Origin of the sequence: Methylocystis sp. IM3 (assembly GCF_038070105.1) — a bacterium.
GTDB lineage: Bacteria > Pseudomonadota > Alphaproteobacteria > Rhizobiales > Beijerinckiaceae > Methylocystis.
This window is the reverse complement of sequence record NZ_JBBPBZ010000006.1, coordinates 19,055-34,134: the sequence shown is the minus strand read 5'-3', so window position 1 is coordinate 34,134 and position 15,080 is coordinate 19,055. Positions and strand designations below refer to the sequence as shown.

Here is a 15,080-nt window from a genome sequence, read left to right as displayed (position 1 = left end):
CGTCAGGATGGCGCCAGGGCCCAGCGCCCCGCCTCGGCGTCGGGAACGCCCCTCGGTCTGGCGAAACCGATCGCGTCCCACAAAAGCGCGCCGGCGTAATCGATGCAGACAAGTCCCTTCGGCGTGAGCGTCTGCCCCGAACACCAGTCTGCGACAATTCGGGATTCGAGGGCGGCCCGCTCGTCTGTCGTCGAGCCGCGCGCATTCTCCCACCGCTTTCGCAAGCCTTCGTCGCCGACAATGTTTTGAAGATACATCCTGCCGATTTCCGGCGGGAGGTTGGGACGCGCGGTCAGTTTCTCGCTCAGCCGCAGAAAACGCGACAGATCGAGGCTTCGGGCGTCGGCGAATGCTGTGGGGACGGCGAGAAGCAGGACGTTGACGGCCGCGCCCGCCAGAAGCTCGCGTCGCGCGATGCGGTTCGCCGGGAAAATCACTGCCCCATGTCCGACGTCGTCACGTCCGACGCGACGTCCTCGCCGACTTGCGCCGTGAAGGTCGCGATCGCCTCGTCGGAATGAGGAGAGCGGAGCAACTGGTCGATCATGGCGAAGGGAACGGTGATGTCCGCGCTGTAGCGCAGGGCCGCCTCCACTTTCCACGCATCCGCCAGGCTCGCCATGAGCAGCATCTTCTCGCGCGGCAAAACCAGGCGCGCGATTGACTCGAGCGTCGTTTCCCAATCGTCCTGCTTCATCGTTCTCCCGAGATAGACGGCGACGCCGTCCGCGCCGCTTTCCATCGCGGCGCAGGCCTGGGCCGGGGTGAAAACGGCCGTCACCAGACTTTTGCACCCGAGAGACGCGATGTCCGGACAAAGGGAGAGATGCTCACGCGTCGGCAGCAGCTTGATCCACAGCGTCGTGTCGCGAACGGCGCCGAGCGCGTCCCTGTAGGCGTGAAGCTGCGCCAGGACCTGCCCGGGCGCGCCGACGCCCTGGATCATGACGTCCCGCGCCTTCGCGTCGCCTGCCGCAAAATCGACGAGGCTCCGGGCCGCCGACACATATTCGGCGAGGCTCAGCTCCTGAACGCCGAGGGCGCGCAGGAAGAGCGTCGGGTTGGTGGTGAATCCCTTGCAGTAGGGGAGCGAAAGCGCCTGAGAGAGCTCCGCCCGGTCCGCCGAGTCGATGAAGATCATGCCCAGTCGCCTTTCGCACGCAGAGGCGCGGCAGTGTACACGGACGCGCGCGACGGTCCACTCCCGGGCGCAGGCAAATGAGATGGGCGACAGCGTGAGCGTAGCAATGAACGCTTTTCGCGAAAACAGACGCGCGCCTCTCTGGAATGCGCGGGGGCGTTCAAATAAATTGGACCGCTCAGGCTCCATCGCGACCATGATTCTCGTCACTGGAAAGGCGCAATGCCGATCGTAACTTCCAAGGCTCCCCCCAGCGCCCCGAAAGGCGCCGTCGCCATCGCCGCGGTCCTTGCCGTCGTCCTTGCCGCCGGCGCGGTTCTGGCCGCCGCGGTTTACCCCTTCGCGGAGGAGCGCGCCCCGATCAAGGTCGGAATCCTGCATTCGCGCTCGGGCGCCATGGCGATCAGCGAGAATTCCATGGTCGACGCCGAGCTTCTGGCGATCGACGAGATCAACGCCCAGGGCGGCCTGCTGGGCCGGAAAATCCAGCCCGTCATTGCGGACGGCAAGTCGGATTGGCCGACGTTCGCGAAAGAGGCGGAGCGGCTGATCACGCAGGAAAAGGTCTCGGTGATCTTTGGATGCTGGACCTCCGCGAGCCGGAAGACGGTCGCGCCCGTCATCGAGAAATACGGCCAGCTGATGGTCTATCCGATGGCCTATGAGGGCCTCGAGCAGTCCCCCAACATCATCTACACGGGCGCGGCGCCCAATCAGCAGGTCATTCCGGCGATCAAATGGAGCCTCGACCACATCGGCCGCAAATTCTATCTGATCGGTTCGGATTACGTCTGGCCGCGCAGCATCAACGAAATCATGAAGGATACGATCCGCGCGCTCGGCGCGGAGCTCGTCGGCGAGGATTATATTTTCTTCGGCAGCTCCAATGTGTCGAAGGCCGTCGAACGGATAAAGGCGGCGCAGCCCGACGTCGTTCTCAGCTCCGTCGTGGGCGATTCCAACAAGGCCTTCTATCGCGCGCTGACCGACGCCGGCCTCACGGCGCAAAGGCTCCCCGTGGTTTCCGTCAGCATCGGCGAGGAAGAACTGCGCAGCCTGCCGATCGAGAGTTTGCAGGGCCATTACAGCGCGTGGAGCTATTTCGAGGCGGTCAGGACGCCTGAAAACGAGCGGTTCATCCGCGCCTTTCGCAGCAAATACGGCGAAAACCGCGTCACGGGCGACGTGATCGCGACCTCCTATTTCAGCGTGAGGCTATGGGCCAAGGCGGTGCAGGAGGCGCAGACGCTGGATGTCGAGAGGGTCCGGCGGACGATGCTGACCGAGACGCTCGACGCGCCGGAAGGACTCGTTTCCGTCGATCCCTATACGCAACACAGCTGGCGTTCCTTCTCGGTGGGCAAGATCCGTCCCGACGGCGGCATCGAACTGGTCTGGACGGTGGACCACCCGATCCGCCCGGTTCCCTATCCGCCCTCCCGCACCAAGGCGGAATGGGAGGCGTTTCTGGCCGCGATGTACGATGGCTGGGGCGGCCGATGGGCGAATCCGACGGAGGCGCAGTGATGACGTTCCTGAGGAGCTCCATCGGGGCCAAGATCATCTTCTGGTTTCTGGCGATCAATATCGTGTCCTGCGGTCTGCTCGCCTGGCGAACCTATGACATTTCGCGAGAATCTCTCGAGCAGACGGTGCAGACCTCCTTGCAGGTCGTCGCCAAGAAGAAGGTCGAGCAACTGGAGAATCTGACGCTCGAGAAGATCAGGAGCGTCGAGTCGCTGATGCACAACCCCTCGGTCGGCGAAGCCGTCCGCGAATTGAGCGCGGCGCTGCGGGCGGGCGGCAGGGGATCGGACGCCTATCGCGAGGCCGTCGCGAAACATGGCCCGACGCTGGGCCGCTTCGCCGACACCTTCAACTATGTCGATTGCGCGCTTGTGTCGCCCGCCGGCGAAACGCTCTTCGACCAGGCGGGCGTGGCGCTCTTCGATGAAAATCTGCGCGGCGGGAAGGAGCTTTCCGGCGCGGTCGAGCGCGCCCGCACATTGTTGCAGGCGGAAATCTCGGCCTTCGACATCTATCCGGGGTCGAAAGAGCCCGCCGCCTTCATCGCGGGGCCGGTGCTCGACAATGGCGTCGTCGTCGCCGTCGTCGTCTTCAAGCTCGACAACAAGGAGCTTTACGGCGTCGTCAATGATTACACCGGTCTCGGCGAGACGGGGGAGGCGCTCGTCGCGGCGCATTACGGCCGGGATCAGATGGTCGTGGTCAATCCGCTGCGACACGACGCCTCCGCGCCGTTCAGCATCCGCACGCCGCTCTCCGGCGGCGCGTTTCCGGCGCTCGCGCGGGCGCTCGCCGGCGTGCATGGCTCGGGCCTGTTCGACGATCTCGACGGAAAGCCGGTCGTCGCCTCCTGGACCTATGTGCCGTCGTTTCGCTGGGGCATGGTCGTGCAGCAGCGCACGGAAGAGGCCTTCGCGCTCACGCGCGCGCAAAGAGACGCGACGCTCTGGCTGCTTCTCTTCATGATCCCGCCGATCATCCTTCTCGCCATGGCGGTGGCGCGCACGATCACGCGGCCGATCAAGACCGCCGTCGGGGTCGCGGAGCGGGTCGCCGGCGGCGATCTCGAGGCGCATTTCGAGATCGAGAGCCGCGACGAAACCGGCCATCTTCTCACCGCGATCCGCTCCATGACCGGAGAATTGCGCGAGCTCTACGGCTCGATGGAGGACAAGATCCGGGCGCGCACGCGCGAGCTGCAACGCGCCAATGAGGAATTGTCGGTCGCGCGCGTGGCGGCCGAGGAGGCGAGCAAGACGAAAAGCGCCTTTCTGGCGAACATGAGCCACGAGCTGCGCACGCCGCTCAACGCCATCATCGGCTACAGCGAGATGCTTCAGGAGGACGCGCTCGACAAGGGCGACGAGGAGCCGATCGAGGATTTGAAGAAGATCGAGAGCGCGGGCCGGCATCTGCTCGGCCTGATCAACGACATTCTCGACCTGTCCAAGATCGAGGCGGGCAAGATGGAGGTGTTCATCGAGCGGGTGGAGATCGCGCCGCTCGTCCGCGAGGTCGCGTCCATCGTCCAGCCCCTGGCCGACAAGAACGGTAACCGCCTCGAACTCTCGTGTCAGGAGGATATCGGCGGCTTCCTTTCGGACGAAACCAAGGTGAAGCAGTGCCTGCTCAACCTCATGAGCAACGCCAACAAGTTCACGAGCCAGGGGACGGTGGCCCTGAGCGTCGAGAGGGACGCGGACGCCTGCGTCGTGTTCCGCGTCTCGGACACGGGGCTCGGCATGAGCGAGGAGCAGCTCGGCAGGCTGTTTCAGGCCTTCACGCAAGCCGACGCCTCGACGACGAAACGCTTCGGCGGCACGGGGCTGGGCCTCGCGATCACGAAGCATTTCTGCACGGCGCTCGGCGGCGACATTTCGGTCGAGAGCGCGCCGGGCGCGGGCTCGACCTTCACCATCAGGCTGCCCGACCAGGAGCGCGCGCCCGTCGCCAGGAAGCCGCCCGAGGCGGTCGCGCCTCATGCGACCATCCTCGTCGTGGACGACGACGCCACGGCGCGCGAGCTGCTGACGAGAACGCTCGAAAACAAGGGTTATCGCGTGATCGCCGCGCGCCACGGGCTGGAGGCGCTGGCTTTGGCGCGCCAGCACCGGCCGCAGGCGATCACGCTCGACGTGATGATGCCGCAGCTCGATGGCTGGAGCGTGCTCAAGCAGCTCAAGGAGGATGACGAGCTGCGCGGCATCCCTGTCATCATGGTGACGATCCTCAACGAGCGCGGGCTGGCGATTCCGCTCGGCGCGGCGGAGCTACTGACGAAGCCCATCGACCGGCGCCGCCTGACGGCGCTGCTCGAAAACTACTGCGGCGGCGGCGGAGAAAATACGGTGCTCGTCATCGAGGACGATCCGGCGACGCGCGAGCTTCTCTGCCGCTCCGTCTCGGGCGCGGGCTACAGGGCGGAAGCCGCCGTGAATGGACAGGACGGGCTCGACTGGCTATCGGTGAATCCCGCGCCCGATCTCGTGCTGCTCGATCTGATGATGCCCAATCTGGACGGCTTCGGCTTTCTGCGGGAATTGCGCAGGCGGCCCGCCTTCGACCGGCTTCCGGTCATCATCGTCACGGCCAAGGAGCTGAGCGAAGAGGACATTCGCAAGCTGCGCGCACTCGGGGCGGACATCATCACGAAGGATCACGACTATCTCGAAGAGCTGGTCGGGATCATGCGTCAGTGCCTCGTTCCGAGCGCCGCCGACGCCGTTCATGCGCACTGACGAGGGAGAGCGACCAGGTGGCGAAGATTCTGCTTGTCGAAGATAATGAGATGAACCGGGACATGCTGTCGAGACGCCTCAAGCGCAACGGCTACGACGTCGTCATCGCCGTCGACGGACAGCAGGGCGTCGAGATGGCCGCTTCGGAAGCGCCCGATCTGATCCTGATGGACATGAGCCTGCCGGTGATCGACGGATGGGAGGCGACGCGGCGGGTGAAGCAGGACGACGCGACGCGAAAGATCCCGGTGATCGCGCTCACGGCCCACGCCATGGCCGGCGATCGCGAGAAGGCGATGGAGGCGGGCTGCGAGGACTACGACACCAAGCCGGTCGAGATCACGCGGCTCCTGGGCAAGATCACGGCGCTGCTCGCTTCCGGCGCTTCGTGACCCGCGTCGCCGACAGGACGGATCGCGCGCTGATCGCCTATGTGCGGCAGGAGCTGAGCGCGCCCGCCGAGGCCATCGCGGGCTATGTCGAGATCCTGCTCGACGAAGCGGGAAAGAACGATCAGGCCCAGTTCCGGGAGGATCTCGAGAAGATCAGGCTCGCCAGCCGCTCGCTGAGCACGCTCATCGCGTCTCTCGTCGATCCGTTCAGCCCGCTCCGCGCGCGCGAGAAAGAGGCTGACGAGGATCCGGAGGACTATCGCCGGCGCCTGCGGCACGATCTGCGCACGCCCATCAATGCGATCAAGGGGTATGGCGAGATGCTGCGCGAGGACGCGGCGGATCTCGTCGACGCCGGCGGCCTCGTCACGGATCTCGATCGGCTCCTCGAGGAGGCGTCCCGCTTTCTCGAACGCATCGACGGCCTCGTCAGCTTCTCGCTGCCCCAAAGCGAGGGCGCGGACCCGGCGGAGGCGGGCGCGGGGCTCGTCTCGGCGCGGGTGGCGGACCGCTTCGTCGCATCCGTGCAGCCGATCGCGGAAGGCGAGGCCGACGACGCCGCGCAGCTGCCGAGCCGCATTCTCGTCGTCGACGACAACGCCTCCAATCGCGATCTTCTGAAGCGGCGTCTCGAACGGCAGGGCCATGCGGTGACGCTCGCCGAAAACGGCGCGCGCGCGCTCGCGCTCGTCAGGGAGGCGCCGTTCGATCTCATTCTGCTCGATCTGCTCATGCCCGACGTGAGCGGCTTCGACGTCCTTTCGGCGCTCAAGTCCGACGCGTCGCTCAGGGACATTCCCGTCATCGTGATCTCGGCGCTCAACGAGATCGACTCGATCGTCCGATGCGTCGAAGCCGGCGCCGAGGATTATCTCGCCAAGCCCTTCGATCCCGTGCTGCTTCGCGCGCGCATCGGATCGTCGCTGGAGAAGAAGCGCCTGCGCGACCGCGAGCGCGAGGCGCTGGAGGCGCTCAGGATCGAGAAGGAGCGATCCGAAAAGCTTCTCCTCAACATTCTCCCGGCGCCGACCGTCGAGCGTCTGAAGGGCGGGGAAACGGTGATCGCCGATCATCTCGACGACGTCACCATCCTGTTCGCCGATTTCGTCGGCTTCACCGAGTTGTCCTCGACGCTGCCGGCCGCCAGGCTCGTGGACATATTGAGCCGGGTCTTCTCGGCCTTCGACGCGCTCGCGCTCAAATTCGGCGTCGAGAAGATCAAGACCATCGGCGACGCCTACATGGCCGCCTGCGGGCTTTTCGGCAAGCGGGAGGATCACGCCCACGCCGTCGCAGACATGGCGGTGGAGATGATCGAAACCCTCGGCAGGCTCAACGCGGAACTGCCGGCGACGCTGCAAATCCGGATCGGCGTCAATTCCGGCGACGTCGTCGCCGGCGTCATCGGCGCGCACAAGTTCATCTACGACATCTGGGGCGATACGGTGAACGTCGCGAGCCGGCTCGAGGCCAACAGCCTGCCCGGCCGCATCCATGTGTCGAAATCCACCTGCGAGCGCCTGGGCGGCGCGTTCGTTCTGGAGCCGCGCGGCAGCCTCGAGGTCAAGGGCAAGGGCCGGATGGAGACCTGTTTCCTGATCGGGAGAGCGCCCCCGCCCGCCTGACGCGCAAAAGGCGCCGCTTGCCTCGAAGAGAGACAGCGAAACTTACCTCGAAGCCGCGAGGCCCCGAGCGGCTGCGGGGGAGGTTGGCGATGGCCTGGCGTGCGCGCGTTCTTTCGATGATCCTCGCGATGATCCTCCTCGCCGGCTCCGTCGCCGACGCCGCGGCCCATGCGTCGCTCGTGTCGTCGGCTCCCGCTGCGGGGGCCGTCGTCGCCGGCGGCGAGGTGTCGATCGAACTGCGTTTCGACAGCCGGCTCGATCCGCGCTTTTCGCAACTGAAGCTCGTCAGGGAAGATGGCGCGGCGGCCGTCTTGCGGATCGAGGCCGGAGGCCCGTCCGACGCGCTGAAGGCGACGGGAACCGGCCTTCGCGAAGGACGTTACCGTCTTCATTGGCAAGTCCTGGGCGTCGACGGCCACGCCAGCCGGGGCGACGTCGCATTTCAGGTGGGGCGATGAGAATGCAGGCGTTTCTCTCCATCTACGGCATGGCCGACTGGATCTTGCGCGGCGTCTCGATGGTCGCGCAAACGGTTGCGGTCGGCGGCGCGCTCTATCTGCCGTTCATGCTCGCGCCTCTCGAGGGGCCGGCGTCGGGGCGCGTCGGTCTGTGGCGCTTCTGCCGGCGCGTCCTCGTCTCTTCGGCCCTCGTCCTGTGCCTGGGGCAGGCGCTGACGGCCGTCGCGCTGACGGCCTTTCTCATGGGCTCGACGGGCGCGGACCTCGCAACGGCGATGAGCGCCGACGCCGTGATCTTCGATCTCCTGTCCGCCTGCGCCGCCCTTGCGCTCGCCTCTGTGGCGCGCCGCGCCTCCGGCGCGACGGCGGCGCTCGTTCTGCTGTCCGTCGTTCTCGTCGGCGCCCATGCGGGCGTGACGCACGCCGCGAGCCGGTCGCAGCCCGCCGCGGCGCTGCTCGCGGCGGAGACGCTGCATCTCTTCGCGCTCGCGGCCTGGATCGGCGGCGTTCCCTATTTCATCGCCTCGCTTCGGATGCTGGAGGATCGCGGCCAGCGCGCAGCCGTGGCGGCGCGTTTTTCGCTCGTGTCCCTCGCCGCCGTCGCGCTTCTCGTCGCGACCGGCGTCTTCATGTCCGTCCCTTATGTGGGAACGCCCGAGGGGCTTTATCAAACGACCTACGGCCTGCTGCTCGGCGCGAAGGCCGTGCTGCTCGCCCTTCTGCTGTGCATGGGCGCGGTCAATCTTCACGCCGTGCGCAGGCAACGCCGCGACGGATGCGCGGCCCTCCGCAGCCTTCCCGTTCTCGCGGAAGCGGAGGTCGGCGTCGGCGTCATCGCCATTCTCTGCGCGGTGGCGCTCGCCTCGTCGCCGCTCGCCGCGGACACGCGCGCCGCGCGGCCCGATGCGTCCGAAATATCGAAACGCTTCGAACTCGCCTGGCCGCGGCTCGCGAGCCCCGCCCCGCCGCCGCTCGCGGCCGACGGCCTTCGCGGACCCTCGCCCGCGTCGGCGGCCGGGGGCGACGTCTTCGAGGACGAGACGGCGCGCAGCCCCTTCGACATCGCCTGGTCGGAGGCCCATCATCATTATGCGGCGCTCTTCGTCGTCGCGACGGGACTGGTCGCGCTCGTTTCCCGGTCCGGGCGTCTCGGGCGCCTCGGGCGGCGCTGGCCGTTGCTGTTTCTCGCGCTCGCCGCCTATCTCTTCATCGTCGCGGATGAAGACGCCTGGCCGCTCGGCCCCACGGGCTTTTTCGAAAGCCTCGCCAATCCGCGCATCGCGCAGCACAAGCTCATGATCGCGCTCGTCGCGGCGCTCGCCCTGGTGGAATGGCGCGCGCAGGCGAAAAAGTTTCGCGCGGCGTGGCCGTCGTTCATCTTTCCGCTGACGATCGCCGGGGCGGCGGCGCTGCTTCTGACCCATTACGGCCACAGCGGCGACAAGCAGGAGGTGCTGGTCGAGATCAGCCACACGCCCGTCGCCCTGCTCGGCGTGATCGCGGCGGCGGCGCGCTGGCTGGAGCTGCGCCTGCCCTCCCCGGCGCTCGGCCGGGTCGCCGGCCTCGTCTGGCCCGTCGCCTTCATCGCGGCCGGCGCCGTCCTGCTGCTGTATCGCGAGAGCGCGTGAAACCGGTTCGGTCCGATCGCAAAAGGCTTTAGTCTGCGCCCGGCTGGCGTGAGGCCGGCGCGTCGGGCGCGAGAGAAGCCGCACATGAAGAAGACCGATCCCCGTCCCTGTGAAATCCGGATTTCGCTGGAGAGGAGCCGCGGCGAGCTGCTTCGCGCCTTCGTGCGGGAGGCCGCCCTGCTGGAGGGCGCGCCGCCGTCGGTCGCAAGTCTCCTGGCGGAGGATGCGCTCTGCGCCTTCACGGCCCTGTGCGCGCTCGCGTCGGGTCACGACATCGCGGACATCGACGTGTCTTCGTCCCGCCGCGACCTGCGCTGCCGGATTCGGCTCAAGGGACATGCGCGCTTTTCGTCGATCGCGGGCGCGCTCGGCGATCTGGCGCGGCGGGACGCGGGGCTTTCGGTCCGCGAGCGCGGCGTCGACGGTTTCGAGGCGAGCTTTCATCGCGGCCTGGAGGCGGAGAGCGAAGCGCCCGTTTCGTTCGATCCGGCGACCGCGCCGCCGCCGGCCGAGGCGCCGCCCGCAGGGGACGTCTCGATCGATCTGCCCCGGCGCGAGGACGCCGCCGCCATCGCCAGATGCTTCCTTGCGATCTACGGCCACAATTACGTTCATACGGAAGTGTTCTCGCCGCAGCGGTACTGGAGCAGGGTCGAAAGCGGCGCGCTGCTTCCGGTGGTGGCGCGGGACGAAAAGGGCGAGGTGATCGGCCATGTCGCGCTCGAACGCGAAAACGGCGCCGTCATCGCCGAACGCGGCGAAGCGGTCGTCCTCGACTCCTATCGCGGGCGCCATCTGCTCGAACGGATGACCGAGCGGCTCTCGCAGGAGGCGCGCAAGCTCGGCCTGACAGGAGTCTATGCGCTCCCCGTCACCCTCCACACATTCTCCCAGCGCAACGACGAGCGGGCGGGAATGCCCGTTTGCGCAATCCTGCTCGGCAAGGCTCCGGAGGCGGCGCATCCAAAGGGCGCGCCGCCGCCGACCGCGGGACAGCGGCAAAGCTATCTCCTGACCTTCCGCTTTCTGGCGGAGCCGCCGAAGCGGGCGTTTCACGCGCCGCAAGCCTATCGCGAGATCATGCTGGGCATCTACGAGAGCCTGGGCGTCGCGGCGTCGCCCTGCCCGCCCGGATCGCCTCGCGCCGGCGCGTCGAAAACGCGCATCTCGATCGACCAGCGCGGATACGGCAAAATAGAATTCGAGGAGGTGGGGCTCGACGCCGGCGTGGAGCTCGCGCAGGCCCTTCAGGATGTGTGCAGCCTCGGCGCCCGCGCGACGCAACTGCTGGCGCGCGTCGCCGACCCCGGCCTGCCGCATATCGTCGAGAAAGCGCGCGGCCTCGGCTTCTTCTTCTGCGGCGTCGGGCCGGCCGTTCTGGACGGGGAAGACGTGTTGATGCTGCAGTATTTGCGCGATCCCCTCGATGTCGGAAAGCTTCAGCTCTTCACGGATCAGGCGCGGCGGCTCGCCGCGTTCATCGCCGACGACCGCGCGTCCCGCGCGCCCTGATGACAGAGGGGGAGGGCTTTATGGAAAAAATGCATTTCTCGCGCATGGATCAGGGCACGGACGCCGATTTCGAGACGCTCAGGCATGTTCACGAACAGACCCTGGAAAAGCTGCCCGACCGGCTCTTCGGAGTGCTGCGCGCGCTGCGCGACGACACGGCCTACAACATCAGCCGATATGATCACTGTCTCCAGACGGCGACGCGGGCGCTTCGCGACGGAAGGGACGAGGAATATGTCGTCGTCGCCTTGATGCACGACGCCTGCGAGCCTCTCGGCCCCTTCAATCATGGCGAGGTGATCGCCGCCATCCTGCGCCCCTTCGTCTCGCGCGACAATTGCTGGATGCTTGCAAAGCACGGGCTGTTTCAAACCTATTTTTATGCGTCTCATCTGGGGCTCGACCCCAATGCGCGCGATCAGTTCAAATCCGATCCCGCCTATGCGCGCACGGTCGAGTTCTGCGCGAAATACGATGAGATTTCTTTCGATCCCGACTATCAAAACGAGCCCTTGGCGACCTTCGAACCAATGGTCCGGCGCGTGCTGAGCAAGGAATGGACGCCTCCGAAATAACCGCGCGCGCGGTCGTTCCGGGCGCCTGAGAGATCACGGTCTGCCGTGACGGGTTTCCTCCTCGCGCCGGGTCGCGGCGGCGCGGCTCTCCATGTCCCGATAGGTCTGCGCCGGGATTTTCGGAAGAAGACGGACGAATCCGACGATGTTCCAGATCTCGGCGTCGCCGTGCGTCCGGCCGAACGCGGGCATCCCCGTCATTCTGACGCCATTGCTGATGATCCAGAAGAGCTGCGCCGTCGTCCATTGCGTCGAGGCCTTGGCAAGGTCGGGAGGCTGCGGCTGCAGTCCCTTGCTGATGGGCGTCCGCTCCTTTCCAGGCGCCGAATGGCAGATGACGCACATCTCGTCATATTCCTCGAACCCCTTTTGCAACTCCGCCGGGCTCCAGCTTTCGCGGCCCGCGGCTGCGGCGCGGGCTTGCACCGAATGCCTCATGACGGAGTGAAGAATCGAGGAGACGGCCTCCGGCTCGGGCGCGGAGGCGGCGACGTCGTAGAACAGCGCCGTGATCGCCGCGCCGACCGCGATGACCACGACCGCGACGATGAATCCGAGAGCGAATTTCATGGCCGGCATCCCGTTCGCGCGGCGTTGCGGTCAAACTAAGCGACGCCGCCCGCGCGGCAAGGCGCGACGGCGCGCGTCCGGGCGTCGCTGGTCTCCGCTCGCCCGGCGCCTTTCGACCGCGCCTCACCATGATCATCGGCCCGAATTCCATCGCAATGTTCACGGCGACGCCCGCCAACGGCCAATCGTCGCGCAATGAATCGACGGGGACCGGCTCGATGAGCGCCAAGCGCTAGAATGCGGCGACGGCGTCGGAGGGGCTAGGGCGCGAGGCCGAAGCGGCGGCGAACGGCGTCGAGCGGCTCGTCGGCGATGGTGAAATAATCGATCCCGACGAGCGGATCGATGCGGCATCTCTTCCCGTTCAAAATGGCCGCCGCGACGCGCTCCGCGCCGCCGGGCGCCGACAGCGTTGCGGAATAGCTGTGCGTCACGACGCTTTCGAGCAGGCCCGTTTCATAGAGACTGACCGCGCCGACGAATCCGAGCACCGCGCCCGGAGAGCGGCTGGCGCTCGCGATGAAGGCGGTCACCTCGAGCTCGCCGATGGCGGTCGTGTCGTAATCGGCGATCACATGCACCCAGTCGTGCTGCGCGAGCGCCGCATTGGCGCCGCCGATCTCTCCGGGAAGCTTGAAGCCGCGCTGTTGATAGAATTGCGCGAGCGCCCGTCCCAGGCTCGCCTCGGGACAGTCCGCGAGCCGCGCCCAGCGCGCCCGCTCCTGCGGGTTCTCCTCGAAGGTCAGGGCGTAGGCCGGCGCGCCATGGCGTTCGAGAGACTGGCGGAAGCTTTCGTCCTGCTGCGGATCGGCGTCGCCGATCCAGTTCAGCCGGTAGAAATCCGCCGTGGCGCGCTGCCGCGCGTCGCATGCGAGATCGCGCGCGAGGGTGAGCGTCCTGTCCTCCACGCCGAGCGCCCTCGCCCAGCCGTCCACCGACGCCTGCAAGGCGGGCGGGATGGGCCGGCACATCATCTCCATCGTCGCCATCAGCTCGATGAGTTCGCGGCGTTGCTCCGGGTCGGGCAGCAGGGCCGCGGCCTCGGCGGGCTCCGCCGGGGCAAGCTGCTCGAAATCCGCATGGAAGCCGAGCAGCCTGTCGAAGAGAACCTGCAAGACCTGCGGCTGGGCGGGCGCGGGCCAGCCGTCGGGCATTCGGCAGGCGGAAACGATCGCGGCGGCCAGCAGGGGCGCCTGCTCGGGCGAATTGTGCACGAGAAACATGAGGCTTTTCGGTCCTGGTCGTTTTGGAGTTTTCGGCGCGCGTCAGGCGCGCCGGCGGGAGGGAACTTCCTCGAAAAAGTCCCGGTTCGGCAGCGCCGCGTCACAGACGCCGAACATGGCGCGCGGAAGGCCGTAGGCGTCGGCGTACCAGGCGTCGAGGCGCCTGTCCATCTGGTCGTCGTAACCGGGCCGCACGAAGAGCGTCCGGCCGCGCGTGAAGCGGAGCGCCTCGCCGTCGCGCACGACCAGCTCGCCGTCCTTGAAGACATAGGCCGCATCGCGAAACATCGCCGCCTTGTCCTTCTGCGTCCTGTAAACCGCAATGTCGGCGACGGCGCCCTCCCCGAGCGTCCCGCGATCCTCGAGACCATAGAGCTTGCGCGGCGCGGCGCGCGTCATCGCAGCGATCTCGTAGAGCGTATATTCGCGCTTGATCGAGGGCAGCGTCGTCATCTCCAGCACCTGCGCCGGGAGCCGCGACATCCATTGCGCCCGCTTGTCCGCGCTCATCAGGAGGGCGAAGACTTCCGGATAGGTCGTGAACGGCGCGCCGTTGGGATGATCGGTCGTGAAGAAGACGCGCATCGGATCATGCGTGAGCAGGAACAGTTCGAGGCCCGCCGCCCATTGCACGGCGTTATAGTAATCCGAGATGCGATAGGAATAAGGGACGACGCCGAGGCCGCTGCTGTCGCCGTCGTAGATGACGCCCTTCTTCGGCCTTGCGCTCGGCAGGCTGTTGAGCTGTTTCATCACGTCGGTGGAAATCGTCACCGTCTCGGCGAACATCACCTGCCCCACGTCGAGCGTGACATTCCTGTTTGCATTTATTTTCTCGGCGAGTCGCGCGGCCGCCGAGGAGAAGCCGTGCGCGCCCTCCTTGCCATAGGCGTAGAACTGGGCGTGCGCGAGATGCAGGGGGAGGCCCTCTGCGGCGTCGATGGTGTCGAGCGCGGTGTCGATATTGCCGCCGAGCCCGAGATTGCTCATGTGCAGATGCAGCGGATGCGGAATGCCGCTCGCGACGACGGCGCGCTGGAGACGCGTGAAGATGTCGCGACCCGACACGCCATATTCGGGAACCTCGTCGTCGAGCGAAAACGAGCGCATGTTCTGCTTGCATCCACAGACGCCGCCGGGATTGGCGCATTTGACGCCGATCCCTCTGGTCGCTGCGAGCGTGGCGCCGACATAATCGGCGAGCGCGCTGTCGCTCTCGCGGCCGCGCAGCGCGCCGAGCAGAATGTCGTCATTGCCCAGAACCGTCAGAAAGCCCTTGTCGATGATCGGAATGTCGGCCATTTCGAGATGGGCGTGCAGGGCGTGATGCGGCAGCACCGCCGGCTCGATGACGGTGGTGAAACCCATGCCCGCATAGAGGCGGCCCGTCTCGAAAGCGGTCCAGCCCGCTTCTGACAGCGGCGTGCTCGCCGGGCGCGGACGATGCCCCGGATGGGTCTCGGGCAGAAGCAGCCGCGCCGTGTTCACGCCGCCGCCGGCGATGTGGGAATGAACGTCGATGGCGCCGGCCATGACGACGTGTCCCGAGAGATCATATTCGGCGTCGGCCTTTCGGCCTTGCGGCCGCGCGACGATGCGTCCATCCTCGATCCAGAGGTCTTCGACGGCGTCGCGTTCAGTGGCCGGGTCGACGACATGGCCGCCGCGAAGACGGGTCAGCATGGGCTTCT

At 66.7% G+C, this 15,080-nt stretch carries 13 protein-coding genes; 8 read left to right on the top strand and 5 right to left on the bottom strand.

Going from position 1 to position 15,080, the window contains the following annotated elements:
* Positions 1-2 precede the first annotated feature (2 nt).
* Both WOC76_RS23615 and WOC76_RS23610 read right to left on the bottom strand, forming a co-directional pair.
* The gene (locus WOC76_RS23615; RefSeq protein ID WP_341431628.1) at positions 3-437 is read right to left on the bottom strand and encodes a sugar dehydrogenase complex small subunit; all 435 of its coding nucleotides are present in this window, start codon (positions 435-437) and stop codon (positions 3-5) included.
* Positions 434-1,141 carry a transaldolase family protein gene (locus WOC76_RS23610; RefSeq protein WP_341387315.1) on the bottom strand — a complete coding sequence of 236 codons (708 nt, stop codon included), beginning with the start codon at positions 1,139-1,141 and terminating at the stop codon, positions 434-436. Before WOC76_RS23610 ends, WOC76_RS23615 begins: the two co-directional genes overlap by 4 nt.
* A 222-nt stretch (positions 1,142-1,363) precedes the next feature.
* On the opposite strand from WOC76_RS23610, the gene WOC76_RS23605 reads away from it, so the two are divergent.
* From WOC76_RS23605 to WOC76_RS23570, 8 genes are all read left to right on the top strand, one after another.
* Positions 1,364-2,668 carry an urea ABC transporter substrate-binding protein gene (locus WOC76_RS23605; protein WP_341431627.1) on the top strand — a complete coding sequence of 435 codons (1,305 nt, stop codon included), beginning with the start codon at positions 1,364-1,366 and terminating at the stop codon, positions 2,666-2,668.
* Positions 2,668-5,406, top strand: a complete 2,739-nt coding sequence (locus tag WOC76_RS23600; RefSeq protein WP_341387317.1) for a response regulator — start codon at positions 2,668-2,670, stop codon at positions 5,404-5,406. Before WOC76_RS23605 ends, WOC76_RS23600 begins: the two co-directional genes overlap by 1 nt.
* 17 nt (positions 5,407-5,423) lie before the next feature.
* The gene (locus WOC76_RS23595) at positions 5,424-5,798 is read left to right on the top strand and encodes a response regulator (protein ID WP_341387318.1); all 375 of its coding nucleotides are present in this window, start codon (positions 5,424-5,426) and stop codon (positions 5,796-5,798) included.
* On the top strand, positions 5,795-7,423 hold the full coding sequence (locus WOC76_RS23590) for an adenylate/guanylate cyclase domain-containing protein (RefSeq protein ID WP_341387319.1): 1,629 nt from the start codon (positions 5,795-5,797) through the stop codon (positions 7,421-7,423). The genes WOC76_RS23595 and WOC76_RS23590 overlap by 4 nt, the downstream gene beginning before the upstream one ends.
* A gap of 89 nt (positions 7,424-7,512) precedes the next feature.
* Positions 7,513-7,881 (top strand): copper resistance CopC family protein, encoded by a 369-nt coding sequence (locus tag WOC76_RS23585; protein WP_341387320.1) that lies wholly within the window; start codon positions 7,513-7,515, stop codon positions 7,879-7,881.
* Between the two features lie 2 nt (positions 7,882-7,883).
* On the top strand, positions 7,884-9,509 hold the full coding sequence (locus WOC76_RS23580) for a copper resistance D family protein (RefSeq protein ID WP_341431626.1): 1,626 nt from the start codon (positions 7,884-7,886) through the stop codon (positions 9,507-9,509).
* 84 nt (positions 9,510-9,593) lie between these two features.
* Complete coding sequence (locus WOC76_RS23575; RefSeq protein ID WP_341431625.1) at positions 9,594-11,021, top strand: hypothetical protein; 1,428 nt, start codon at positions 9,594-9,596, stop codon at positions 11,019-11,021.
* A 20-nt stretch (positions 11,022-11,041) separates the two neighbouring features.
* Complete coding sequence (locus WOC76_RS23570; RefSeq protein WP_341387324.1) at positions 11,042-11,596, top strand: HD domain-containing protein; 555 nt, start codon at positions 11,042-11,044, stop codon at positions 11,594-11,596.
* 33 nt (positions 11,597-11,629) lie between these two features.
* Here the strand turns inward: WOC76_RS23570 and WOC76_RS23565 are convergent, their stop codons facing one another.
* From WOC76_RS23565 to WOC76_RS23555, 3 genes are all read right to left on the bottom strand, one after another.
* Positions 11,630-12,166, bottom strand: coding sequence for a c-type cytochrome (locus WOC76_RS23565; RefSeq protein WP_341387325.1), 537 nt, complete (start codon positions 12,164-12,166; stop codon positions 11,630-11,632).
* A 260-nt stretch (positions 12,167-12,426) separates the two neighbouring features.
* A complete protein-coding gene (locus WOC76_RS23560) occupies positions 12,427-13,389 on the bottom strand; it encodes a hypothetical protein (protein WP_341387326.1) in 963 nt (320 codons plus the stop codon).
* 42 nt (positions 13,390-13,431) lie between these two features.
* Positions 13,432-15,072, bottom strand: coding sequence for a formylmethanofuran dehydrogenase subunit A (locus WOC76_RS23555; protein ID WP_341387327.1), 1,641 nt, complete (start codon positions 15,070-15,072; stop codon positions 13,432-13,434).
* Positions 15,073-15,080 lie beyond the last annotated feature (8 nt).

Excerpts from the sequence above, each read along its gene's own strand:
- WOC76_RS23585 (WP_341387320.1), top strand. The coding sequence starts at position 7,513 with ATGGCCTGGCGTGCGCGCGTTCTTTCGATGATCCTCGCGATGATCCTC.
- WOC76_RS23555 (WP_341387327.1), bottom strand. The coding sequence starts at position 15,072 with ATGCTGACCCGTCTTCGCGGCGGCCATGTCGTCGACCCGGCCACTGAA.
- WOC76_RS23560 (WP_341387326.1), bottom strand. The coding sequence starts at position 13,389 with ATGTTTCTCGTGCACAATTCGCCCGAGCAGGCGCCCCTGCTGGCCGCC.
- WOC76_RS23570 (WP_341387324.1), top strand. The coding sequence starts at position 11,042 with ATGGAAAAAATGCATTTCTCGCGCATGGATCAGGGCACGGACGCCGAT.
- WOC76_RS23565 (WP_341387325.1), bottom strand. The coding sequence starts at position 12,166 with ATGAAATTCGCTCTCGGATTCATCGTCGCGGTCGTGGTCATCGCGGTC.
- WOC76_RS23605 (WP_341431627.1), top strand. The coding sequence starts at position 1,364 with ATGCCGATCGTAACTTCCAAGGCTCCCCCCAGCGCCCCGAAAGGCGCC.
- WOC76_RS23575 (WP_341431625.1), top strand. The coding sequence starts at position 9,594 with ATGAAGAAGACCGATCCCCGTCCCTGTGAAATCCGGATTTCGCTGGAG.
- WOC76_RS23580 (WP_341431626.1), top strand. The coding sequence starts at position 7,884 with ATGCAGGCGTTTCTCTCCATCTACGGCATGGCCGACTGGATCTTGCGC.
- WOC76_RS23610 (WP_341387315.1), bottom strand. The coding sequence starts at position 1,141 with ATGATCTTCATCGACTCGGCGGACCGGGCGGAGCTCTCTCAGGCGCTT.
- WOC76_RS23600 (WP_341387317.1), top strand. The coding sequence starts at position 2,668 with ATGACGTTCCTGAGGAGCTCCATCGGGGCCAAGATCATCTTCTGGTTT.